Origin of the sequence: Nonlabens xiamenensis, assembly GCF_003865345.1 — a bacterium.
Lineage (GTDB): Bacteria > Bacteroidota > Bacteroidia > Flavobacteriales > Flavobacteriaceae > Nonlabens > Nonlabens xiamenensis.
In genome coordinates this window covers 67,374-92,607 of record NZ_RMVE01000007.1, presented here as the reverse complement: position 1 = coordinate 92,607, position 25,234 = coordinate 67,374, and the positions used below count along the sequence as shown (strand labels likewise).

Genomic DNA, 25,234 nt, shown 5'->3' with positions numbered 1-25,234 from the left:
GTTGTGTGTGTAAGAGAAGGCGTTTACTTATTGAGAAACCAGCTTTTATATGTCGCGATAATTGTTTTGTGACGCTTTCGCGAAAGCGTACCCAGGAAAATCCTTACTGCAATATAATAAAAAAGGGGACTCAAAAAAGTCCCCTTGGTTCTTACTTTCTGATACCTAGTTCCTTGATCAACTCACGGTAGGCTACGATATCCTTCTTCATTCTATAGTCTAGAAGAGAACGACGCTTACCAACAAGCTTCACCAGACTACGCTCTGTGTTGTAGTCGTGACGGTTTTTCTTAAGGTGTTCAGTTAGGTGATTGATACGGTAAGTAAACAATGCGATTTGCGCATCAGTATTACCGGTGTCATTTGCATCTTTACCGTATTTAGCAAAAATTTCTGCTTTTTTTTCTGCACTTAGATACATGCCAAAATTATTTGAAATAATGAATATTATGTATGCCAGACTTTCTGACGTCGCCCGGAATTGGATTCCAAAGCGGCTGCAAAAGTACAACAATAGTTGGATTAAATAGTGTCTATCATTTAAATTTTTAATGGTTAAAAGCTTGTAATTCATGGCTCACCATGGACTGCTTTAAAAGTTAAGGCTCACTACATAGCATGATTACCAACTTTTATTTGATCGAACAGTTTAAAATCAGTCGGAAATAAATGCCTTTGACCATACCTTGTTCAATCCTAAAGAAAACCGGTAAAACAGGGTTGGCACCTGCGAGGAGTGCTGTTTTAAGCATCGGTTATAACTCTCTCATAGCGTCTTTTTCTTTTTAAATTTCTACTATTTCATACCAAACTTTTACCTCAGGATTCCAACTATGTTTTAATATTGTAGCAAAACCCAATATCTTGAAAGACCAACAAACAGATTCTTGCCTGATTATATTTACCCGTAATCCTGAATTGGGTAAAGGGAAGAGACGTCTCGCGGCTAGCGTAGGTGATCAGGCTGCTTTTGAGATCTATAAGTTTCTTTTGGCCCATACCCGCGAGGTCACCCGCGATCTATCCGTAAACAAAAAGGTTTGGTACAGTGAAAAAGTACACCGGGGCGATCAGTGGGATGAGACCATTTATGACAAGTATGCCCAAAAGGGTACAGACCTGGGTGAACGTATGAAAAACGCATTTGAACAGGCGCTGGAGCAGCATGAAAAAGTGGTGATCATAGGTTCAGATTTGTTTGATCTACAATCCTCTGATCTGCAAAAAGCTTTTCAAGCCCTGGATACTCATCCGGCAGTCATCGGTCCTGCGCAAGATGGGGGTTATTATTTGCTGGGCTTTAAGAAGGAGTTGGTAGAGGGAGTTTTTCAAAACAAAGAATGGGGCACGGATCAAGTGCTACAAGCTACCATCAATGACTTAAACAAAGTGGGATACCACATGCTGGAAACACGGAATGATGTAGATTACTATGAAGACATCAAGGATGAACCGGCTTTTGAACCTTATTTAAAACACATGGTATGTTAAGCAGTATACAAATAGAAAAATCGGTTGAATATTTACAAGCACAAGGCTTTGATGCACCAGAAATAGGCATCGTCCTTGGTACTGGATTGGGCAAATTGGTGGACAGTATTGAAAATCCGCTCTTGGCCCATTACAACCAAATCCCTTCTTTTCCACTGGCTACGGTCGAATTCCACAGTGGTAAATTGATTTACGGTAACCTCGGAGGGAAGAAAGTAGTGGTGATGCAGGGGAGATTTCACCTGTACGAGGGTTACGACTTTATCGATATTACTTATCCCATTCGTGTGATGCACGCCTTGGGGATTACAAAACTCTTGGTCTCTAATGCCGCCGGAGCCATTAACCTGGATATGAAAAAAGGAGATATGATGTTGATCGATGACCATATTAACTTGCAGGGAGGTAGCCCGCTGGCGTTTAAAGGCGTGAGCGAATTTGGAGAGCGATTTACAGATATGAGTGCGCCCTACGATAAAAAAATGAACGGAATCCTGAAAGAACTCGCAAAAGAAAAAGGGGTTCCTTTGCATGAAGGAGTTTATGCTAGCGTGGTGGGGCCTCAATTAGAAACCAGGGCAGAATACCGTATGCTTAAAATCATGGGTGCTGATGCCGTAGGAATGAGTACGGTTCCCGAAGTTATCGTAGCCAATCATTTGGGGCTTCCCGTTATTGCAGTTTCTGTACTTACCGATGAGTGTGATCCTGATAACCTAGAGCCAGTAAATGTTCCCGAAATTATTGAGATCGCTGGTAAAGCTGAACCTTTAATGGTGGATTTGTTCAAGGGCTTGATTGAGCGTCTTTAGTTATTTCCTTGTTAATAAGGGTTAGCCTTGTGTTAATCGTGATGAACATGTGATACCATACTGGTAGTTTTATTATCCAATCATCCGATGTTGGAAAAATTAGACATTCGTATGACCAAATCAATGATCATGAAATACATCTGCACGTTTTTAGTATTAATATTTACCGTTTCCTGCATAGGTAGTGGGGATCTTTATTACCAAAGCCTCCAAAAAGACCAAGAAATTCCTTCAGACAAAGGTCAGTTGGACCACAGTCAATGGGATCAGCTCCTTAACAAACATGTAAACGAGGAGGGATTCGTGGATTATGACGGCATGGAAGAGGACCGGTCCGCACTCAAAGAATATCTAACTTACCTGGGGACAAATCCACCTCAGAAATCCTGGAGTATCAGCGAGCAGTTTGCCTATTACATCAACCTATACAATGCTGCTACGGTAGAGATCATTTTGGAAAATGACCAGCCGGGAAGTATCAAAGACATTGGCTCTACACTCAATCCAGTATGGATCCAGGATTTTATTAAGGTAGGTAAAAAGGATTACTCCCTAGCGGATATTGAAAAAAGTGTCCTGCAAAAAATGGGTGACCCTAGGATACATTTTGCTATTAATTGTGCAAGTTATTCTTGCCCCAAACTTATGAATAAAGCCTATACTGCAGAGAATGTCGATCAGATGATGGATCAGGCGGCCGATGATTTTGTCAATTCTGATAAGAATGATCTGACAGATCCGAACCATCCAAAATTGAGTTCCATATTCAAATTCTACCCCAGTGACTTCAAAGCTGGCGGGCTTAGTATTATTGAATATGTCAATCAATATGCAGACAACAAAATCAATCCTGGAGCGGAGCTAAGTTATAAGGATTATGATTGGAGTTTAAATAAACAAGATTAAAACTAAAGCCATGGTGCTTACGTATATTTGAGCCCATGATAAGTATTGTCATTCCCGTTCTCAATGAAGAAGCCGGCATCCAGACGTTGCTCACTCATCTTCACGATCAGGCTCGATGCCCAGAGGAAATCGAGGTCCTGGTAGTTGATGGCGGTAGTATGGATAATACAGTGGATAGAATTGATCTATTTGCTCAAAAGCATCCTGAGCTAGCGGTAAAATGCATCGAATCAGAAAAGGGTAGGGGCAAGCAATTACATTCGGGGGCATTAAAAGCCACGGGTGACATCCTTTACTTTCTACACGCCGATTCATTTCCACCAGCCTTTTATGATATGTACATTCGTGCTGCGGTAGGAGAAGGTCGCAACGCAGGTTGTTTTAGAATGAAATTCAAAAGTAGGCACCCTTGGTTGAAGCTGATGGGATGGTTTACGAGGTTTTCCTGGAGGGCCAGTCGTGGTGGGGATCAATCTCAATATATCACCAAAGATTTATATCATGAACTGGGTGGTTATAATACCCAAATCCCAATTTATGAAGACTATGACCTCATCCACAAATTATACGACCGGGAAGAGTTTTATGTGATTCCGCAGTGGCTCGAGACCAGTGCCAGACGTTACCATGATAAGGGTGTTTTCAAATTACAATGGTTTTATCTAACGATTTACTGGCGCAAATTCCGCGGAGCCAGTATAGATGAAATCTATCAATATTATTTGAGCAAGTGCAGTTAAAGCAGGCTTGTCAATCCTTGGTGAGTTCCTGAAACATGGATTCCAGATTTTTGTTCCTTTTATTCAAAGCCAAAATGCGCAATTCATTATCGTGAGCAAAATCAAAAACGGCGCTGCGCATATCTTCTGTGGTCTCAAATTTCAGTCGGTAATAAAATCCTTGTTGTTTGATTAGATCTTCGACCTCTCGTACTTTATTTATCTGCTGCAGTAGTTCTGGTTCGACCTTGTAGTCAAATTCTACTTCGATCTCCTGTACCGCATCACTTTTCAGGTCGGCCAGGTAATCATCGGCCACTATTTTTCCTTTATTTATGATGATCACGCGATCACACATAGCTTCTACTTCTTGCATGATGTGGGTGGATAACAAGATGGTCGTATGCTGTCCTACTTTTCTGATCAGTTGCCGAATGCCCACCAGTTGATTCGGGTCCAGTCCAGTTGTGGGTTCATCCAGGATCAGTACCTTGGGCTGGTGCAATAAGGCATTGGCTAATCCTACACGTTGCTTGTAGCCTTTGGAGAGTTCGCTGATCTTTTTGTGGGCATGGGAATCCAGGCCGGTTTCTCCGATAATTGTATCAATTCGATGTTGAACATCTGACAGAGCGTATACGCTAGCGCTAAATTGCAGATACTCCCTGACATACATTTCTGGATACAAAGGATTTTGCTCGGGCAGATAACCTATGCTGCTTCGTACTGCCTTGGATGCGGTGATTAAATCATGACCATTGACTGTGCCATGGCCTTCATCTGGGTTGAGATAAGTAGTCAGAATGCGCATCATGGTAGATTTACCTGCTCCATTAGGACCTAAAAACCCAACAATTTCACCTTCTTGAATGTTAAAGCTCACTTTATCCAAAGCTTTTTGGGATCCGTAATATTTGGTGATTTGATCAACAACTATAGACATAGGGTAAAGATAATGATTGTGTGGTAAGCGCTTTCGCGAAAGCAGATCAATTTTTTGTCACGTACGTAAAGCTACTTAGATACGACAACTATAACGTTAACGTTACAAAAATCGCATAAAATGTGTTGATACTGCGGTAATTTAGATTTTCTGATTTACATTAGTCCCATATTATGATAACAACTGCTTATTTCTGGTATAACTTTTACTTCTATTTTACAGAGGTCAGGGCGGTATTGTAATAAGTCAAACACGATAAACAATAAAGTCCTGATCCAATCGGGACTTTTTTTTTAGTTCAAAATGAGAATAGCCATACAAGGAATAAAAGGCTCTTACCATCATCAGGTCGCCACGATATTGTTTGGAAATCAAAAGCTGAGCGAGTGCAGTACATTTGACGAACTCGCTGTGTTGGTTTCGACAGGCCAAGTGGACTGTGGGATAATGGCCATAGGTAACTCCATCGCTGGAAGCATTTTGCCCAACTATGCTTTGATCCAGAGCGAGGCGTTGGCTATTACTGCAGAGCATTACCTGAATATCAACCACCAGCTGATGTGTTTAAAGGGTCAGGACATCCATAGTATTCACGAGGTCCAATCCCATCCTATGGCCTTGTTGCAGTGCAGGGATTTTTTTAGGAAACATCCGCGAATTCGTGCCGTTGAGACAGATGATACCGCAGCGGCAGCACAACGCATTGCCCAAAATGGACAAAAAGGAGTCGCTGCCATCGCTTCTGCCCAAGCGGCCCAAATGTATGGCCTTGACATTATTGAAAAAAGAATACAGCAGGTTCGTAACAATGCCACCAGGTTTGTGGTATTGGAGCGTCAACCCAGAACTGTACAAGGGGCTAACAAGGCTACGATCAACTTCACCGCTAGCCACCAACCCGGTAGTTTGGGTAGGATACTGAATACCTTGGGAGATCTGGGAGTCAACTTATCAAAAATCCAGTCTATTCCGATCGTGGACAAACCATTTCTTTACTCCTTTGTAGCTGATCTTGAATTTGAAGACCTGGCTCAATTTGAGGTGGCACAGTTGGAGATCGGTATTTTGGTGGAATCCATGAATATTCTAGGAATTTATAAAGCGGAGCAGTTATGATCAAAACAGCCCACAGATTGAACTCGGTGCAGGAATACTACTTCTCTGCTAAATTGCGTGAGGTGAAAGCCATGATTGACCAGGGTTTACCAGTAATTAATGCTGGAATCGGTAATCCTGATTTGCTTCCACCGCCACAAGTCGTACCAGCCTTGACTAAAGCTTTGGGGGACAACAAAGCCCACGGTTATCAAAGTTATTTGGGTTTACCTGAATTAAGAGAGGCCATTTCCACCTTTTACAAGCGTCATTATGGAGTAAAGCTCAATCCCGTTTCAGACATTATGCCTTTAATGGGGAGTAAAGAAGGTATCTTGCATATTTCTATGGCTTTTTTAAATCCTGGCGATGCGGTGTTGTTGCCCAATCCTGGTTACCCGACCTATACTAGCGCCACCGAATTATGTGAGGCTACCGCTATTCCTTATGCGCTGACAGCAGAAAATAATTGGTTGCCGGATCTGGATGAACTGGAGCAAATGGATCTGTCCAATGTAAAAATCATGTGGGTGAATTACCCGCACATGCCCACAGGCGCACCTGCCACAAACGAGTTGTTCAGCAAGCTGATAGATTTTGGAAAAAAACACCAAATCCTGATCGTTAATGACAATCCGTACAGTTGTGTAGGTTACCCTGATAAGCATAGTATTCACCAAGTGAAGGGGTCAATGGAGATTGCCCTGGAGCTCAATTCTGTCTCCAAAACTTTTAATATGGCTGGTTGGCGTGTAGGAATGCTCTCTGGTAATCCTGTTTTTTTAAAGGAAATATTAAAAGTGAAGACCAATATGGACAGCGGGATGTTTTATGCGATCCAAAAGGGAGCCATTGCAGCCTTGGAAACTGATCCATCCTGGATGCTCAGGCAAGATGAGATTTATGCCAGCAGACGCCGCAAGATGATAGAAGTTGCTGGTAAATTGGATGTAAAGGTGCTAGAGCAACAAGGAGGTTTGTTTGTCTGGTGTGCTCTCAACAACGATCTAGACGATAAAAAATTTGTAGATCGGTTGCTTCATGAACATCATATTTTTATTGCTCCTGGAAGCATTTTTGGTAGCAATGGCCGTGGATACGTTCGATTTTCTTTGTGTATTGATGAAGAAAGTATCGATGAAATCAACCAGCGTTTGAAAAAAACCGTTGAGATATGAAGCAGATCGTTCTCATAGGCACAGGATTGATAGGTGGATCAATGATGTTGGATTTGCGAGAAGCTTACCCATCTGCCGTATTTCATGGGATCGATGCTGATAAGCAACATGCTGCTAAAGCAAAAGAATTGGGTCTAATAGACCTAGTGTCTGGAATGGAAGTGCTGTCAGCCGCAGATCTGGTGGTGATTGCCATACCCGTTGATGCAACGGTACAACTGTTGCCAAAGGTTTTGGATCAAATAGGAGAGCAGTCTCTGGTGATGGATGTTGGCTCTACCAAGGAAGCAATTTGTAAGACAGTCAGAGGCCACGCTCATCGACGCCATTTTATGGCTGCCCATCCGATTGCTGGAACTGAGTTTTCAGGTCCGCAGGCAGCGCATAAAGGTTTGTTTGGTCAAAAAACCATGATTGTATGCGAGGTAGAGCAAACCGCCTTTGCCTTGCAAGAACGTGCCAAAGAGATATTTGAACATTTAGGTATGCGGGTGCGTTATATGACCCCAGCTGCCCATGATCGACATATTGCTTATGTGTCACACTTATCCCATATCTCCAGCTTTATGTTGGGGAAAACCGTGATCCAGGAAGAGGAGAATGAACGGGATATTTTTGATTTGGCAGGCAGCGGATTTGAAAGTACAGTGCGACTCGCCAAGAGTTCGCCTGCCATGTGGACGCCCATATTTGCCCAGAATAGGGAGCATGTACTGGATAGCCTAGACGGTTATATCGCCAATTTATCCCGCTTTCGCGAAAGCGTAAAAAACAATGACTTTAATGCCATATTTGAGGATATGGAACAAACCAATAGAATCAGAACCATATTAAAAGGAATGGAAAATGGAAAATAAAAAGGAATTCAGAAACTGGTTAGATGCCCATGAATTGGAGCATCCACTGGTGATCGCAGGGCCATGTAGTGCAGAGACAGAGGATCAAGTGCTCAGGATTGCCAATGAATTAAAGGATAGTGATGTGACATATCTCAGAGCTGGGATATGGAAACCCAGAACTCGTCCAGGTAATTTTGAGGGTGTTGGCGCCATCGGACTCAAATGGTTGCAAAAAGCCAAAGAGGAAACCGGACTACTTACAGCTACCGAGGTGGCCAATCGCGCTCATGTGGAGCTGGCACTGGAACACGATATTGATCTATTGTGGATTGGAGCCCGATCTACCGTGAGCCCTTTTATCGTTCAAGAAATTGCTGATGCATTGGAAGGAACGGATAAAGTGGTGTTGGTTAAGAATCCTGTGAATCCGGACCTGGCGTTATGGATAGGTGCTTTGGAACGTTTTCATACCGCCAATATTAAAAATCTGGGAGTGATTCATCGTGGCTTTTCTACCTATGATAAAAGTAGATACCGCAACAATCCGGAGTGGCAGTTGGCCGTTGACTTTCAAACCAGATATCCAGATATACCATTGATCTGCGATCCTTCACATATTACAGGGAAAAGAGATATGATCTTTGATGTTTCTCAAACTGCCTTAGATTTGAATTACGATGGCTTGATGATTGAAACACACCACGACCCTGACAATGCCTGGAGTGATGCTGCTCAACAAGTGACACCAACCACCTTGCTACAAATATTCAAAGACTTGCGTATCAGAAAGGAGCAGGATGATGAGGCAGGATATCAATCAAAATTGGGTCAGTTGCGAACGCAAATTGACGTGTTGGACAATTCCATCATTGAGACCCTGGGGAAACGCATGAAAACTGCTGATGCGATTGGTGTACTTAAAAAAGAGCGCAATGTGGCCGTTTTACAATCTAAACGATGGAATGAGATTTTGGGTAAAATGATCTTGGAAGGGGAGCAGCATGGGCTTAGTGAAGAATTTATACTGCGCGTGTTTAAAGCCGTTCACCAAGAATCGATCAATCATCAGGAGAAAGTGATCAATGGGTAATTGCCGTATTTTGTTCAACGGGTAATTTCCTACCGATGATTGAAAACACCTATTTTTGTGTAATGAGGTTGAAAACACGGTTTAAATGACGGGTACGGTTTACAGATCCACCGGAAGCTGGTACGAGGTCAAGGGAAGCGACGGGCAGTTTTATTCCTGTCGGATCAAGGGAAAGTTCCGTTTAAAAGGTATCAAGAGTACCAATCCGGTAGCGGTGGGCGACCGTGTAGATTTTGAAACAGAAACCAAAGGAGATGAAGAGATCGGAATTATTCATGAGATTCATGAACGCGAAAATTATATCGTCAGGAAATCGGTCAATCTGTCTAAACAAACCCATATCATTGCCGCCAATATAGATCAGGTATTTTTATTGGTGACGTTGAACAACCCACCAACCTTTACCAGCTTTATCGATAGGTTTTTGGTGACGGCCGAGGCCTACCATATTCCTGTAGTCTTGACTTTTAATAAAGTAGATACTTACAATGATGACCAGGATGTTGTCACTCTGGATCCGGATACCGGCGAGGAAATGCTTACCATGACCGAGTTGGATCAAGTCAGATACTTAATGGCTTTGTACAAATCTATAGGTTATGAATGTCTGGCCATCAGTGCGGCCGATGGTAAAAATGTTAATCAGGTCAAATCAAAAATGGAAGGTGCCACCAGCATGTTTGCTGGACATAGCGGCGCTGGAAAGAGTACGCTCGCCAATGCTATCCAGCCAGGACTAAATCTGAAAACCAAGGAGATTTCTGATCAGCATCGCCAAGGTCAACACACGACCACTTTTGCAGAGATGTTTGATTTGGATTTTGGGGCGAGATTGATTGATACTCCAGGAATCAAGGGATTCGGTGTGGTGGATATGGAAAAGGAAGAGGTCGGTGATTATTTCCCTGAAATATTTGCTTTAAAGCAGGACTGCAAATTTCATAATTGTTTGCACCTAGAAGAACCCAAATGTGCGATTAAAGAAGCTGTGGAGTCGGGAGATATCATGCTCAGTAGGTATGAGAGTTATGTGCAGATTGTCACAGGCGATGAAGATAATTATCGACAGGATAAACACGCCTTGCCATCATGAGAGTCGTATTGCAACGCGTATCCCAGGCTCAGGTAACCATCGAAGACAAAGAGCATGCAGCTATTGGTAAAGGTTTGTTGATTCTATTGGGTGTTGAAGAAGAGGATTCCAAAGAAGATGTGGATTGGCTGGTCGCTAAGATCGCAGGTATGCGCCTATTTTCTGATGAAAATGGTAAAATGAATTTGAGCCTGGCCGATACAGATGGGGATGCCATGGTGATCTCACAATTTACATTAATGGCTAGCACGAGAAAGGGAAATCGGCCTAGTTTTATCAAGGCTGCAAAACCTTTAAGCGCCATTCCTTTATACGACGCTTTTGTCGCATCGCTTTCGCGAAAGCTGGGACGTCCACTAGCGACAGGAGTTTTTGGTGCAGATATGCAAGTAGCTCTGACCAATGACGGTCCAGTCACTATTGTGATGGATTCTAAACGGAAGGAATAGTAATTATCGATAAAGTAGCATTTCAAGTTTAACAAACCGTTAAGAAGTTGTCGCTATAGCTTTTTTTGGCTTTATTTGTGATTATGAGTAATTTCCGCCAACCCGCCCTTATATGGGGCATACTGGTTGCTGCCGTTGGTTTCGGTCAGGAACCTGATTATCTTACCTATTCTTCCATTCCAGTCGAGCTGATCGAAGATGCCAATGCCATCATCAGGAAGGATGAAGTCACCGTCCATATTGAAAGCTACGATCAAGTCACAGTGGAGCGCGACAGGATTGTTACTGTCCGCAATGAATCTGGAATGGGAGATGTCCTGGCTCATCAATTTTTTGACGACCAGACTTCCATCCGTGATTTGAACGTCATCGTATATGATAGCGACGGAAACGAATTGACTGAAATAAAGGAAAGAGATTTTGTAGAAGAAAGTGCGGTGTCCAACGGTACCTTGTACAGTGATAGTAGGGTCAAATTTCTGAGATATATCCCACGACAATATCCTATCACTTTTCATTTTACATCCAAAGTTAAGTTCAAAAGCACTGCCTTTTTACCCAGCTGGACGCCTTTGAATTATTACTATGCCAGTACCCAATCCTCCCACTTTAAAGTGATCAATGATGCGGATGAGGTTATCAAAGTAAAGGAGTCCAATCTGGAAGATTATAATATTGAGAAACTAGGGAACTTGTCCTACAGCGCTACAAATATTCCAGCGATACAACCCCAAGACTACAGTCCTGAATTCCTCACATTCGGTCCTCAGGTTAAGATTGCTTTAGAGCATTTTAAGATGGAAGGCGTTGAAGGAACTAATAAAGATTGGCAAACATTCGGTAAATGGATGCACGACGAACTGTTGTCTGATGTGGGTGAGTTGGACCAAGCTGTAAAAGAAGAAGTATTGGCGCTTACAGCCAATGCAAAGACCGAAAGGGAAAAAGCTAAGTTGATATATCAATTCATGCAGGATCGCTCTCGATATATCAGTGTTCAAGTAGGTATAGGTGGTTGGAAACCTATTGAGGCTGATGAGGTTCATAAAATGGCCTACGGAGATTGTAAGGGGTTAAGTAATTATACCAGGGCACTCATGGAAACCGTGGGCGTTAAAGCCGAATATGCAGTAATTTATGGTGATAGAGGTATCAAGAATATTGACAAGGATTTCAGCTCCACTCAAGGTAATCATGTTGTACTATACTTGCCTCAGCTGGATAATCAGGAAGATGTGTGGCTGGAATGCACCAGCAAAACCAATCCATTTGGTTATATCGCAGGCTGGACTGATGATCGGGATGCATTGGTTGTGAATAAGGATGGGGGAAGGATTGTACACACCACGGCCTACCCTACAGAAGAAAATACACAAACATCCGATATCAGTATTCAACTTAACAAAGATGGAAGTGCAGATGCTAAGATTAAGATTCAAACCCAAGGTTATCAGTTTCAGCTTAGGGAAGGTCTCAGGGAGTTGGATGATAACAAAGCTGATCGTGTGTATCAACAGCAGTGGGGAGACATCAATGGGTTAGAAGTTGTATCCAAAGAATTTCAACGAGATGATGAGAGGGCGATCTTTCGGGAACAGCTGGATTTGTCGATCAGAAAATTTGCTTCAAAGGCAGGGAATCTTTTTCTCTTTTCGCCTTTAATTTTTAATCATAATGATGTTCTTCCTGAGGCCTATGACAACCGGAAGTATGATCTTGTCATTGAAAGAGGCTATATAGATGAAGATACCTATGAGATTAAATTGGATGAAGGTATGGCTATAGATGCCTTGCCTGAACCCATTCACTTGGAAACAAAATTTGGTCGGTACGAATCTAGATTTGAGAAGAATGAGTCAGGTAATATACAAGCTTACCGCTACCTCAAAATCAATAATGGTCAATATGCAAAAGAAGAATATGAGGAATTTAGAAAATTCCGCGCAGAGATAGTAAAAAGTGATAACAGAAAGGCCGTAATTAAAACGATATGAAGTACAGATTTTTATTTTTAGCGATAGTTGCTATAGCCTACATTTCCAATGCCCAGGACCTGGACTATGGTGATGTAAGTAAGCTCGATTTTGAGATACCAAGTGTGGAGGGTGATCAGGATGCCCATGTGATCTATCGCAGTGTGGAAGTTCGGTTTGAATATGTTCCAGGGGAAGGCTTTTCCCAACTGCGTAACGTGCAAGAACGTATCAAAATCAATAGTGAGAAAGGTTTGGAATATGCTACCCACCAGGTGCGTTTGTATAACAAAAACAATCGAACCAAAGAAAAGATGACAGGTTTGAAGGGGGCGACTTACACCATGGTCGATGGTAAAGTCAAAAAAACCAAGTTGAGAAGATCAGGGACTTTTGAAGAGGATCTGGATGATGTTTGGAAACAAGAAAGTTTTACCATGCCCAACGTGAATATAGGTTCTATTGTAGAATACGAATACACGATCAGGTCTCCATTTCCTAGCATTGACGATATAGATTTACAATATACTATCCCTATAGCCAACCTGCATGTCAAGGTAGAGATGTTAGAGTATTATGTCTACAATGTCATGTTTAATCCGAGGGCCAATTATCTCCCTAGTTTTGACAAAACTTCGGGAAATCAAACCTTTTTTGTAGGAAACGGTGCCCAGACGGGAGCAGCTTCAAACAGGACTGCAAGGAATGAAATACTTAGCTTGGATACTAACAATGTGCCGGCCTTGACCCCAGAACCCATGTCTGGAAGTCTGGAGAATTATAGGGCAAAAATGATCATTGAGTTATCTGGTAGCAGATTCCCGCAAGAGCCCTATGAGAATTTTGCTTCCAGTTGGGAGGATGTTTCAAAAAAAATATTGGATCATCCCAACTTTGGGGATCAGCTTAAAAATACCAGATTTTTCAGGGACGAGCTGGAGGCCTTACTTTATGGTGTGACTTCTGATCAGGAAAAAATGATGGTGATTTATGAAATGGTCAAGTCTAAAATAAAGTGGGACGGCTATTATGGAAAGTTCGCTCGTAAAGGGATCAAAGAGGCATATAAAGAAGGTGCTGGAAACGTAGCTGACATTAATTTATTCCTGATTGCAGCTTTTAAAGAAGCAGGACTCACTTCATACCCAGTGCTTCTCAGCTCAAAATCTCATGGAATTCCTTTATTCCCTACACAAGATGGTTTTAACTATGTGATAGCGAGCGTGCAATCTGAAAAAGGCTTAATCCTATTAGACGCAACAGAACCTAATGCAGCTCCAAACTTATTGCCGGTCAGAGCGCTCAACTGGCAAGGAAGGGTGATCAAGGAAGGTGGTCAGTCTAGCTGGGTCTCATTAATGAGTGAGAATCCGACCAAGGAGTTAATCATGATGAATTTAAGCTTAGATGATGACCTCGTCGCAAAGGGGGCTGTCCAAAGAAGACAAACCGATTACCGGGCTTATCATACCAGAAATGAGACTTCTGGACAAAAAGATAAATTAAAAAAAATGCTCGTTGATGATGCTCAAAACCTCAACATATCTGATTTAAAAGTCGACGGTTATGAAACTAAGTCGAGTCCCATTACCTTTAAGTATAATCTAACTTATAAAGACGCGGCCGAAAAGATTGGGGACAAGATCTATCTCACTCCTTTGTTGTTTGAGGCGAACGATGAAAACCCATTTAAGAAAAAAGAAAGGAACCTACCTGTGGATTTGAGATATCCATTTCTGACCAAGACCATCGTAAATATAGACATACCAGAAGGCTACGAAGTCGAATCACTTCCAGAGTCTAAAAAGCTTGTTTTTGGCGATAATATCGGAAGTTACTCCTATTACACCAGTTTAACCCCAGGAGCTGTTAATATAAGAGCAGAATTTGAAATGACCCAGAGTTTGGTCATGCCAGATCTTTATCCCTCTTGGAGAGAGTTCTTTATTTCCATCGTAGATTTGGATGCAGAAAAAATTGTGCTGAAAAAGATATGACCTATGAGCATCAAAAAATCACAGGAACAAGTTGATCAATGGATTGCAGACCATGGGGTCAGATACTTCAATGAGCTGACCAATATGGCTCAGCTAACCGAGGAGGTAGGAGAGGTGGCCCGAATTATCGCAAGAAGGTATGGAGAGCAAAGTGAAAAAGAGAGCGATAGAGATAAGGATCTGGGGGAAGAACTGGCCGATGTACTATTTGTAGTACTCTGTCTCGCTAATCAAACAGGGACTGATCTGGAGGAAGCTTTTCAGAAAAAAATGGAGCTCAAGACAAGGCGAGATCACGATCGACATCACAACAATGACAAATTAAAATCCTGAGTCATGGATATAAAACTTGAACAGTTAGATTCTCCCCCTTCAGGGAGGCACCTCAGGATATCGGGCTCAAAAAGTGAGTCCAATAGATGGCTCATCCTGCAAGCTATTTATCAACAAATTCAAATCCATAATTTGTCAGATAGTGATGACTCCCACCATTTAAAACAAGTGTTGTACAGTAAGGATGAAGTACTGGATATAGGTCACGCAGGGACGGCCATGCGATTTGGTACCGCCTATTTTGCTTGTCAGCCAGGAAGACAGATCAGTCTTACTGGAAGCGATCGCATGAAGCAACGGCCCATCGGTATTTTAGTGGAGGCTTTGAGAGAATTGGGTGCAGATATTAAGTATTTGGAAAAAGAAGGTTACCCACCGCTATCGATTAAAGGGAAAAAATTGTTGGGAGGAGAGCTCACTATGGACGGGAGTGTTTCCAGTCAGTACCTTACAGCCTTGCTGTTGATGGCTCCTACCTTTGAGTATGGTCTGCTGTTGAAACTAAAGACAGCGCTAACCTCACGACCATATTTAGAAATGACGGTTCGTATTTTACAAGAATTAGGGGTAGACGTGCATTGGTCTGCCACTCAGGTCGATCGTTTGGAAACCATTGTTGTAAAATCACTAGAAACTGCTGGCCAGACCAATGCAAAGATAGAAAGTGATTGGAGTAGTGCTGGTTATTGGTACGCCTGGACAGCCCTCCAAGATCCTGGATATACCATTTCTATTTCCAGTTTCCTCGAGGATTCCTTACAGGGTGATCGTGCGTTGGCTGGTATCTACACCTCTTTTGGTGTAACTACGGAACACCAAGGGGAGCAAATCGTATTGACCAAAACAGAAAAGGAACTTCCTGATCTGTTTATGTTGGATATGACGCATGAACCAGATCAGGCACAAACGGTTTTTGCCACCTGTTTGGGCCTTGGTGTCAATGCGCACCTGACTGGACTTCATACCTTAAAGATTAAAGAAACGGATCGTATTGAAGCCATGAAGCTCGTAGGTTCTCGCTTTCGCGAAAGCGAAATAACTACCACGGATAAGGAAATTAAACTCAATTTTCCGACCGCATCCCCATTTAATGATAGGGTTGTGGTGGATACATTCCAAGATCATCGGATGGCGATGGCCTTTGCTCCCTTAGTTTGTCGAACTGACATCATTGTAAAGGATGCCCAGGTAGTTACTAAGAGTTATAAGTCCTTTTGGGAAGACCTTAGTCGTCTAAATGTAAGCGCGACAGAAATTTAACGCTTAATTTACTTGACAACCCCTGTCTGCAAATTGTATATTTGTCGTTTATCTTAAAAATCGTTGAATGAAATTATCACAATTCGGGTACGACTTGCCAGAAGATCGTATTGCCAAGTATCCATCAGAAAATAGAGACGAGTCAAAATTGATGGTGCTGCACAGGAAATCTGGTGAGATAGAACACAAGTTGTTCAAGGATGTAATCGATTATTTTAATGAGGATGACATTTTTGTCATGAACGATACTAAGGTCTTTCCGGCAAGATTATACGGGAATAAGGAAAAGACTGGTGCGCGTATTGAAGTTTTCTTGCTGCGCGAATTAAATCCTACGACCAAATTGTGGGATGTGCTGGTTGATCCTGCCAGAAAGATTAGAATTGGTAACAAACTGTATTTTGGCGAAGATGAAAGTCTAGTGGCTGAGGTTATCGACAATACGACTTCCCGTGGACGTACCTTGAGATTTTTATACGATGGAAGCTATGAGGAATTTCGTGAGAAATTGAACGAATTAGGTGAGACACCTCTTCCTAGAGAATTAAATAGAGATGTTGAACCTGAGGATGAAGAGCGATACCAAACCATTTTTGCTGCTAATGAAGGAGCTGTTGCTGCTCCAGTTGCGGGTCTTCATTTTTCAAAGCATTTATTAAAACGTCTTGAAATCAAAGGTGTAAATGTTGCTCACGTGACCATGCATATTGGTTTGGGGACTTTTTCTCCTGTAGAGGTAGAGGATTTGTCGAAACACAAAATGGACAGTGAGCAGGCGATTATCACGCAGGAAGCCTGTGATATGGTCAATAAAGCAATCGATCAAAAGAAGAATGTATGTGCGGTAGGTACAACGACTATGCGTACACTGGAGAGTTCAGTGAGTAGTGATGGACATTTGAACCCATTCAATGAATGGACCAACAAATTTATTTTCCCTCCTTACGAATTCAGTATCGCCAATAGTATGATTACTAATTTCCATCATCCCAAATCCACATTGATGATGCAGGCCGCAGCATTTGCAGGATATGATTTTCTAAAGAAAGCTTATGATATCGCGTTGAAGGAAGATTATAAGTTCAGCACTTATGGCGACGCCATGTTGATATTGGATTAATCATTTCAACAATATGTTCAAACCTGCTACGATATGATTTGTAGCAGGTTTTTTGCTGATTTATCACAAAACTATAACAATTAGTGTCTTATGTTCATTTTTTAGATAAAAGTTAAGGGAAAATTAAATGGAGTTAGTATATTGCCCAGTCAAATCCCTAAACTATTCAGATGAAAAAAATACTATTTATTCCTGTTATTTTATTCTTGTTTCAATGGTCCACGGCGCAGGTTACGAATGAAGCTATTCCCAGAAGCTGGGGACTATCCATTTCAAAAAACAATGTTCCGGTAAAAGATTTACCAGCAATTGACTTTGAATCGGTCAAAAAGCAAGATGCAGTCAATGACAAATTATTAGGTGTGCCTTATCGATTTGCCATCAATATTCCTGCTCAGATTAATTTATTCGATTCTGGGTCATGGACTGTACTGCCTAATGGCGATCGTATTTGGATGATGGAAGTGCATGCTAACGATGCCACTACTATCAATTTTATTTTTGATCGTTACGACCTGCCTGAAGGCGCTGAATTATATATTTATTCCAAGGATAAAAGTGATCGTATTGGTCCATATACTGCCAAAGAAAATCAACCAGACGGTCAATTAGGTTCCTGGGTTATCCGTGGAGATCATGTTGTTTTGGAGTATTTTGAACCTGCAGCGGTTAAAGGATTAGGCCGATTGTCCATCAGTGAGATCGGTCACGGTTACAGGGGACTATCTAAAGCAGATGAGGTAAATGCAAAAATGCTGAACAACTCAGGTCCATGTAATGTGGATGTTTTGTGTGATCCAAATTTTGGCTCCAGCAATGGCCAGGATTGGACACCAGTGAGAGATGATTTTATACATGCCGTTGCCAGGATAATAATTCCGAGAAACGGTGCAACGTTCACCTGTACGGGAACCATGATCAATAATACCAATGCTGATACAGTACCTTATTTTTACACAGCAAACCACTGTATAGATACGGCAGATGGAGCTACAGGAGCTTTTAATGGCAGCAACTATTCATTTGGTTTTGAATGGTATACGAACACCCCAGATTGTGCGACCTTTAATCCGACTCAAGGGCCTGCCAACCCTTCGCAAGTTCTTAGCGGAGCTGTTTTAAGAGCAAACCACTCTGGAAGTGATACAGCCTTGCTAGAGCTTAACCAGACTCCTCCGGCCAGTTGGGACTTATATTATGCAGGTTGGGATCGATCCACTAATGTACCTAGTTCTCAACTTGGAGTTCATCATCCAGCTTTTGACATAATGAAATTATGTAGAAATGATCAGCCTGCTGTAAATCAAACTATTAGTTTTGGAGGTGCAATAGTGGATATTTATACAGTTGGAGATTGGGACTATGGCGTTACAGAAGGAGGTTCTTCAGGAAGCGTGCTACTCAGTCCATCAGGACATATTGTCGGTGAATTATTGGGAGGTGGAGCAGCTTGTTCCGGAACTACTGATAATGGATCTCCTGATTTTTATGGAAGATTCAATATCGCATGGAATGGTGGTGGAACAAATAGTACAAGATTAAGGAACTGGCTAGATCCTGCCAATCTTGGTGTGTCTGTCTTTGATGGTGATTACTTTTCTACACTTAGTGTAGATGGAATTGCAAATGAGCAAGCTGACTGGAGTATCTACCCTAATCCCGTAGATGAGATCCTCAACGTTGAGGTACAGGAAACAGCTAGATATAATATTTATGATATCACAGGTGCTGTACTGATGACTGGTGTCGTTGAACAGAACAAACCACAATTGAATATCGCTGAATTAAGGAGTGGTATGTACTTCTTTTCCATCGAGCTCTCTGGTAAAAGGGAGGTAAAGAAAATCATTAAAAAGTAATTTCAAGTATTGATTTTAATCTTGTAAAATCAATCATGAACGGAACCAGTGGCTGAATAAGTTCAGTCAAATTTCCAGAACGCGTTGCAAAACCCTTAATTTTGCAACGCGTTTTTATTTGAGGAATTTGAAGAAAGAAAAAACAGATATCAGGTCTTGGGATAAGGAAGCCTTACGACAATTTTTTGTGGACAATGGCGAACAGGCTTTTAGAGGAAACCAAGTTTATGAGTGGTTGTGGAAAAAGGGTGCTCATAACTTTGATGACATGACCAACCTGTCTATGTCAACTCGGGCTTTTCTGGAGGAGCACTTTGTGATCAATCATATTCAGGTTGACGATATGCAACGTAGCAATGATGGAACCATTAAAAACGCTGTTAAACTGCATGATGGGCTTACCGTTGAATCTGTTCTTATACCTACTGCTACCAGGACAACCGCCTGTGTTTCTTCTCAAGTAGGTTGTAGCTTGAATTGTGCCTTCTGCGCTACAGCCCGTTTAAAGCGGATGCGTAACCTCAATCCAGACGAGATATACGATCAAGTTGTTGCCATAGACGCACAAAGCAGGGCCTACCACCATATGCCCTTATCCAATATCGTTTTCATGGGAATGGGTGAGCCTTTGATGAATTACAAAAATGTACTTAAATCCATCGAAAAAATAACTGGTGAAGAAGGATTGAACATGTCCCCCAAGCGCATTACACTTTCTACCAGCGGAGTGCCAAAGATGATCAAAAAATTGGCCGATGACCAACCAAAATTCAACCTTGCGCTTTCTTTGCACAGTGCTATAGATAGCAAACGCACCCAAATTATGCCCTTCAATGAGCAATTTCCGTTGTCTGATATTAAGGAGGCATTAAAATATTGGTACGATCAAACTGGTACCAGAGTCACCTATGAATACGTGGTATGGAAAGGCATCAACGATACCGAAGAGGATGTGCACGAATTAGTCAAGTTCTGTAAAGTCATCCCGTGCAAAGTCAATATTATTGAATATAACAGTATAGATGACCCAAGGTTTGAACAGGCATCATCGCAAGCAATTCAAATGTATCAAAATGCACTAGAAAAAAACCGAATTATCGTTAACGTGCGTCGCAGTCGAGGTAAAGACATAGATGCTGCTTGTGGTCAATTGGCTAATAAAAAATAGAATTTGTTTTTAGATCGATACAAATGAGATCCAAAGTAGTGTTGTATTTCTGTTATTCACTCCAATTGATTAAGGCAACAAATTCCAGAATAGGTCAGTGGATCAGATCTAAAGTTAAAATCCATCCTGGTTATTTAAAAACTAACCACATTTTGGCTAGTTACTCCTACATTATTACCTGATAACAAACCATTGACGTGTCACCAGTACTATTTAACCTAGTGTAAATAAAATATTCGGTTTCAGCTGTACTGTTGCCAATTTTTTGCTTGCATCGTACCGGTAAGCTACTGGATTCGTTAAGGTTGTTCACAATCTTTTATTTAATAATTTGTAGACCTTTCGTGCCTTTTCCTCTACCTACAACAAGTTCTAATTGTGCATGCCTATTATGGGAAGGCCAGTCGTTCATAAAATTACTTCACACCTACTGGTAAATGGAAATTATCCGACTCGGTTAATTGCGCCAAGGTCGACATTGTTTTCACATCATGACAAGTACGTTTACTAAAGTCTTTTGCCTCAAACAGCTATGCCTGAGCATAGGCACAAAGAAAAATAAATGAAATTAAGGTCTAGTACAATGTTGGATTATTGCATTTGCAGGCATAGCAGAATAAAGTCATTTGTCGTTTGGATTTTTGTTGTCCGTGTTCATGCTTTGATTATCCAAGTCAGCTAACAACAAAGAATGGAATCAAAAATAAAAAAGCCGTTTTACGCACAGGTAAAACGGCTTCCTTTAGTTATTTATAAAAATTTATTTCTTAATAAATTTTATCGTTTGAGTCAACTCACCACTTTGAGCTCGCACAAAATAGGTTCCTTGTGGAAGATCTTGTACATCTACATTATCTGTAAACTGCTTAAAGGATTTTACTTGTTGACCTAACCCGTTGTAAATTTCTAGCTGGTCGATTTGCAAACCACTTGTTATATTCAAGAAATCACTAGTGGGATTAGGGCTAATGGTGAATAGTTTGGTTTTCTCGTCGTCAATTCCAGCTGTGGAGTCGGTGGTGAATTCCCAAACTTGACCAGTTGTTGTTCCACCCACGTTAGAAGTATCAAGTCTCCAAAAGTAAGTTGTGCTAGGCTGTAATCCGCTCAATCGTAAAGTCGTTGCATTTCCTCGATTGCTTACAAATAAATCCACTGCACTTGTGGTACCCAAATTAAAAATGTAGGATTCTACAGGATCACCTGTTACAGGTGCGCCCCAAGAAAAATCTACAGCATTATCTGGATTACCATCCATATTCAAGTCATCACCTCTTAGTAGTACTCCGGTGGCCATATCTGCCGGGACAGGGGAAGTGGCTACGCCAGGTGCGCTAACATTTCCTGCTTCGGTGGTGAAGCTCCATACAGGATTATTTGTAGCATCACCCGCATTATTTCTAGGAATAATTTGCCAGTAATAAGTGGTGTTATATTGGAACCCTTGAACAGGAACACTGGTTGTGGTAGCTGGAACTACTCCCAAAGAAGCCAAAGTAGTTGGACTATCTCCCAATAAGAATTCAAATTCAGAAGGTGGCACACTTCCTAATGAGGTGTCTGCAGACCAGGCAAAAGTTACCGCATTATCAGGTAAGGTATTCGCATCAGCACCATCGGTAATGTCGACAACAACTCCTGTGGCCATATCCGCTGGCGTAGGTGTGTTGGCCGGTCCTGGAGGCCCTGCTGCCGCTTCAACCAGTTCAACGTTATCTACGACAATTCCATCACCGTCGTTTTGAACATGGACAAAAGCGATATAAACACTTTGATTCAAATATGCGTTAAGATTTACAGTAAATTGAGCAAATGCTGCGTTCTGATCATTTCCTAAATCATCTTCCGTAAAACTTGCCACCTCAGTAAAACTGGCTTGGTTGCTCTGAGAAGTGGTGGATACCCTTATTGACAGTACGGAACCAAATTCTCCTTGGTTAAGGTCGGTGGACAAAAACTGTAAAAGATTTTCAGTGGAAGTGATAGAGACTAATGGAGTAACCAACCAATCTTCTGCCGACTGACCTGTTGCTACAGCCTCCCAGAGGCTTAAAGCAAAGAACTCAGGGCTCGTTCCGTCTTGTTGCCATTGCTCTGTAGTCCCAAGACCATTAGCGCCATCAGCTATCAACCACCCGGCTGGTGGAAATGCTGCGCCGTTAAAATCTTCTGGTAGCTGGGCATGAGCTAAAGCTGTCGCCAGAAGCATAATCAATAAAGTAATTTTTTTCATAGTTATGGATTTAATTCTTTGGCTCTAAATATAAAAGAATAATCTAGATTTTATAAAAGATATGTTCAACATATTGATCCGTTCGCTTTTTACTGGTTGTTTATTCGATAAACTTAATCGATTTATCGATGAATGAATAATGAAGTTCATTGATAATGCTCTTCTTCATTCGTATGCGATCCGCTCTCTGACTTATATTTGCATTGCATGAAAATCGTTGAACAGATTAAGCGGCCTATTGCCTTGGAAATGGAATTGTTTGAAAAGAAATTCCAGCTTTCGATGGCATCCCGTATAGCACTGCTTAACCGTATCACTCATTTTATTGTCAACCGAAAGGGGAAACAAATGCGACCCATGTTTGTGTTTCTGGTCGCCAAAATGATTGGGAAAGGTCAGATCAATGAGCGTACCTACAGAGGTGCTTCGGTCATTGAGCTCATACATACGGCTACCTTGGTACACGATGATGTAGTAGATGACAGCTTAAAAAGACGTGGTTTCTTTTCTATCAATGCCCTCTGGAAAAATAAAATTGCTGTCTTGGTAGGTGATTACCTGCTCTCCAAAGGTCTGCTGCTTAGCATCGATAACAAAGATTTTGACCTTTTGCAAATTATAAGTGTGGCAGTGCGGGAGATGAGTGAGGGCGAACTCCTACAAATTGAGAAAGCCAGACGACTTGATATCACCGAAGAGGTTTACTTTGATATCATTCGCATGAAGACGGCCACCTTAATTGCTGCTTGTTGTAGTCTTGGAGCCTGTGCCGTATCTCCTGGAAGTGAAGATGTGGAAAAAATGAGGAAGTTTGGCGAACTTATCGGTATAGCTTTTCAAATCAAGGATGATCTTTTTGACTATGGTAACCAGCGCATTGGTAAACCCACCGGAATTGATATTAAAGAACAAAAAATGACATTGCCGTTGATACATGTGATTCAAAACGCTTCGCCAAAAGATCGCAAGTGGTTGGTCAACAGTGTCAAAAAGTACAACCGGGATAAGAAACGAGTAAGGGAGGTTATTCAATTTGTCAAGGATCACGGTGGATTGGATTACGCGATCAAGGCTATGTATGAGTACAAGAATGAAGCCCTCACCATTTTGGAAACCTATCCATCGTCAGAGTATAAACAATCGCTCATGATGATGGTAGACTATGTGATCGACCGTAAAAAGTAAAATAAAGACCTTTCTTTTTATCAGGTTGTAAATCAGCTATTTAATTCAGTTATTTTGTATAGTACATCAGGTTTGTAAGCTTTCGCGAAAGCGAACTCAACAGCTCCCCAACGGTAATTTTAAATCTGTCTGGATCCCAATTAAAAAACTACCTTTGCAACTGCAAAAACCGCGTCATGAGTATAGTAGCCATCGTAGGAAGACCCAATGTAGGTAAATCCACCCTTTTCAACCGTATGATCAAACGTAGAGAGGCGATTACCGATGCTGTCAGTGGGGTGACTAGGGACCGGCATTATGGAAAAAGCGATTGGAATGGAAAGGAATTCTCACTGATTGATACCGGTGGATACGTCATTGGTAGTGACGACATTTTTGAGGCCGAAATTGACCGTCAGGTTGAACTGGCCATCGATGAGGCCGATGCCATCATCTTTATGGTAGATGCTGAAACTGGCATCACAGGCATGGATGAAGATGTTGCCAAACTCCTACGCAGGGTGGAAAAACCTGTTTTCTTGGTCGTGAATAAAGTGGATAACAACCAGCGCGAGCAGGATGCCTTTGAGTTTTATAACCTTGGACTAGGCGATTATTTCAGTATTTCCAGTATGAATGGGAACGGAACCGGCGAACTCCTAGATGCTTTGGTAGAGATATTGCCTGATGAGGTGGACGAAGAAAAGGATGACCTGCCTAGATTTGCCGTAGTGGGACGCCCTAACGCAGGGAAAAGCTCATTCATCAACGCATTAATCGGAGAGGACCGATATATCGTCACCGATATTGCTGGAACAACCCGCGACTCTATAGATACTAAGTACAATAGATTTGGTTTTGAATTTAACCTGGTGGATACTGCTGGAATCAGAAGAAAGAAAAAGGTACGCGAGGATCTTGAATTCTACAGCGTAATGCGCAGTGTACGTGCGATTGAGCATTGTGATGTTTGCTTATTAATGCTGGATGCGACCAGAGGTTTTGACGGTCAGGTACAAAACATTTTTTGGTTGGCAGAACGCAACCGAAAAGGCATCGTCGTCCTGATCAATAAATGGGACCTTGTGGACAAGGAAACCAATACGGCCAAAGAATTTGAAGCTTACATAAGAAAACAGATGGAACCTTTTACTGATGTTCCTATCGTTTTTATTTCTGTGCTCAATAAGCAGCGCATCTTTAAAGCTATTGAAACAGCTGTGGAGGTTTATAAAAATCGCAGTAAGCGTATTAAAACGAGTACCTTGAATGAAGTGATGCTGCCACTTATAGAAAGTTATCCGCCGCCCTCGTTAAAAGGTAAATTTGTCAAAATCAAATTTGTTACCCAATTACCTACGCCCCAACCGCAGTTTGCGTTTTTTTGTAATCTACCACAATATGTTAAGGATTCTTACAAGCGCTATCTGGAAAACCAACTTAGAAAAAACTTTGATTTTACCGGAGTGCCTGTAAGCGTCTATATGCGAAAAAAATAGAATTGTATTCCTC

Annotated in this window: 22 protein-coding genes; 19 read left to right on the top strand and 3 right to left on the bottom strand. The window is 41.7% G+C overall.

All coding sequences use genetic code 11. The features are described 5' to 3' along the window. Positions 1-151 precede the first annotated feature (151 nt). A complete protein-coding gene (gene rpsO, locus EGM47_RS15810; protein WP_124981809.1) occupies positions 152-421 on the bottom strand; it encodes a 30S ribosomal protein S15 in 270 nt (89 codons plus the stop codon). A 443-nt stretch (positions 422-864) separates the two neighbouring features. Here rpsO and EGM47_RS15805 point away from each other — a divergent pair, with 443 nt between their 5' ends. The 4 genes from EGM47_RS15805 to EGM47_RS15790 all read left to right on the top strand — a co-directional run bounded on the left by EGM47_RS15805 (position 865) and on the right by EGM47_RS15790 (position 3,949). Next, positions 865-1,491, top strand: a complete 627-nt coding sequence (locus tag EGM47_RS15805; protein WP_124981808.1) for a TIGR04282 family arsenosugar biosynthesis glycosyltransferase — start codon at positions 865-867, stop codon at positions 1,489-1,491. Continuing rightward, entirely contained in the window at positions 1,485-2,303 is an 819-nt protein-coding gene (locus EGM47_RS15800) for a purine-nucleoside phosphorylase (protein ID WP_124981807.1), read from the top strand. The genes EGM47_RS15805 and EGM47_RS15800 overlap by 7 nt, the downstream gene beginning before the upstream one ends. A 129-nt stretch (positions 2,304-2,432) precedes the next feature. Beyond that, positions 2,433-3,209, top strand: a complete 777-nt coding sequence (locus tag EGM47_RS15795) for a DUF547 domain-containing protein (RefSeq protein ID WP_124981806.1) — start codon at positions 2,433-2,435, stop codon at positions 3,207-3,209. A gap of 35 nt (positions 3,210-3,244) precedes the next feature. Further along, complete coding sequence (locus tag EGM47_RS15790) at positions 3,245-3,949, top strand: TIGR04283 family arsenosugar biosynthesis glycosyltransferase (protein WP_124981805.1); 705 nt, start codon at positions 3,245-3,247, stop codon at positions 3,947-3,949. Between the two features lie 10 nt (positions 3,950-3,959). Here the strand turns inward: EGM47_RS15790 and gldA are convergent, their stop codons facing one another. Next, positions 3,960-4,871 carry a gliding motility-associated ABC transporter ATP-binding subunit GldA gene (gldA, locus tag EGM47_RS15785; protein ID WP_124981804.1) on the bottom strand — a complete coding sequence of 304 codons (912 nt, stop codon included), beginning with the start codon at positions 4,869-4,871 and terminating at the stop codon, positions 3,960-3,962. Between the two features lie 303 nt (positions 4,872-5,174). Between gldA and EGM47_RS15780 the strand changes: the two genes are divergently transcribed. The 13 genes from EGM47_RS15780 (at position 5,175) to rlmN (ending at position 20,325) form a co-directional block, all read left to right on the top strand. After that, entirely contained in the window at positions 5,175-5,987 is an 813-nt protein-coding gene (locus EGM47_RS15780) for a prephenate dehydratase (protein WP_124981803.1), read from the top strand. After that, the gene (locus tag EGM47_RS15775; RefSeq protein WP_124981802.1) at positions 5,984-7,144 is read left to right on the top strand and encodes a pyridoxal phosphate-dependent aminotransferase; all 1,161 of its coding nucleotides are present in this window, start codon (positions 5,984-5,986) and stop codon (positions 7,142-7,144) included. Before EGM47_RS15780 ends, EGM47_RS15775 begins: the two co-directional genes overlap by 4 nt. Continuing rightward, complete coding sequence (locus EGM47_RS15770; protein ID WP_124981801.1) at positions 7,141-8,001, top strand: prephenate dehydrogenase; 861 nt, start codon at positions 7,141-7,143, stop codon at positions 7,999-8,001. Before EGM47_RS15775 ends, EGM47_RS15770 begins: the two co-directional genes overlap by 4 nt. Further along, the gene (locus EGM47_RS15765; RefSeq protein ID WP_124981800.1) at positions 7,991-9,073 is read left to right on the top strand and encodes a bifunctional 3-deoxy-7-phosphoheptulonate synthase/chorismate mutase type II; all 1,083 of its coding nucleotides are present in this window, start codon (positions 7,991-7,993) and stop codon (positions 9,071-9,073) included. Before EGM47_RS15770 ends, EGM47_RS15765 begins: the two co-directional genes overlap by 11 nt. Before the next feature lie 85 nt (positions 9,074-9,158). Next, complete coding sequence (gene rsgA, locus EGM47_RS15760; protein ID WP_124981799.1) at positions 9,159-10,166, top strand: ribosome small subunit-dependent GTPase A; 1,008 nt, start codon at positions 9,159-9,161, stop codon at positions 10,164-10,166. Then, complete coding sequence (dtd, locus tag EGM47_RS15755) at positions 10,163-10,615, top strand: D-aminoacyl-tRNA deacylase (protein WP_124981798.1); 453 nt, start codon at positions 10,163-10,165, stop codon at positions 10,613-10,615. The genes rsgA and dtd overlap by 4 nt, the downstream gene beginning before the upstream one ends. 83 nt (positions 10,616-10,698) lie before the next feature. After that, the gene (locus EGM47_RS15750; RefSeq protein ID WP_124981797.1) at positions 10,699-12,609 is read left to right on the top strand and encodes a DUF3857 domain-containing protein; all 1,911 of its coding nucleotides are present in this window, start codon (positions 10,699-10,701) and stop codon (positions 12,607-12,609) included. Further along, on the top strand, positions 12,606-14,585 hold the full coding sequence (locus EGM47_RS15745; RefSeq protein ID WP_124981796.1) for a DUF3857 domain-containing protein: 1,980 nt from the start codon (positions 12,606-12,608) through the stop codon (positions 14,583-14,585). The genes EGM47_RS15750 and EGM47_RS15745 overlap by 4 nt, the downstream gene beginning before the upstream one ends. Before the next feature lie 3 nt (positions 14,586-14,588). Then, positions 14,589-14,918: a nucleotide pyrophosphohydrolase gene (locus EGM47_RS15740; protein WP_124981795.1), complete on the top strand. Its 330-nt coding sequence runs from the start codon at positions 14,589-14,591 to the stop codon at positions 14,916-14,918. Positions 14,919-14,921: 3 nt separating this feature from the next. Continuing rightward, positions 14,922-16,178 (top strand): 3-phosphoshikimate 1-carboxyvinyltransferase, encoded by a 1,257-nt coding sequence (locus EGM47_RS15735; RefSeq protein WP_124981794.1) that lies wholly within the window; start codon positions 14,922-14,924, stop codon positions 16,176-16,178. Between the two features lie 67 nt (positions 16,179-16,245). Continuing rightward, entirely contained in the window at positions 16,246-17,298 is a 1,053-nt protein-coding gene (gene queA, locus EGM47_RS15730; protein ID WP_124981793.1) for a tRNA preQ1(34) S-adenosylmethionine ribosyltransferase-isomerase QueA, read from the top strand. 170 nt (positions 17,299-17,468) lie between these two features. After that, positions 17,469-19,157, top strand: a complete 1,689-nt coding sequence (locus EGM47_RS15725; protein ID WP_124981792.1) for a T9SS type A sorting domain-containing protein — start codon at positions 17,469-17,471, stop codon at positions 19,155-19,157. Between the two features lie 127 nt (positions 19,158-19,284). Beyond that, positions 19,285-20,325 (top strand): 23S rRNA (adenine(2503)-C(2))-methyltransferase RlmN, encoded by a 1,041-nt coding sequence (rlmN, locus tag EGM47_RS15720; protein WP_124981791.1) that lies wholly within the window; start codon positions 19,285-19,287, stop codon positions 20,323-20,325. 760 nt (positions 20,326-21,085) lie between these two features. Here the strand turns inward: rlmN and EGM47_RS15715 are convergent. Beyond that, complete coding sequence (locus EGM47_RS15715) at positions 21,086-22,558, bottom strand: T9SS-dependent choice-of-anchor J family protein (protein WP_124981790.1); 1,473 nt, start codon at positions 22,556-22,558, stop codon at positions 21,086-21,088. Between the two features lie 207 nt (positions 22,559-22,765). Between EGM47_RS15715 and EGM47_RS15710 the strand changes: the two genes are divergently transcribed. Then, positions 22,766-23,743, top strand: coding sequence for a polyprenyl synthetase family protein (locus tag EGM47_RS15710; RefSeq protein WP_124981789.1), 978 nt, complete (start codon positions 22,766-22,768; stop codon positions 23,741-23,743). A gap of 176 nt (positions 23,744-23,919) precedes the next feature. Continuing rightward, positions 23,920-25,221, top strand: a complete 1,302-nt coding sequence (gene der / locus EGM47_RS15705; RefSeq protein ID WP_124981788.1) for a ribosome biogenesis GTPase Der — start codon at positions 23,920-23,922, stop codon at positions 25,219-25,221. Positions 25,222-25,234 lie beyond the last annotated feature (13 nt).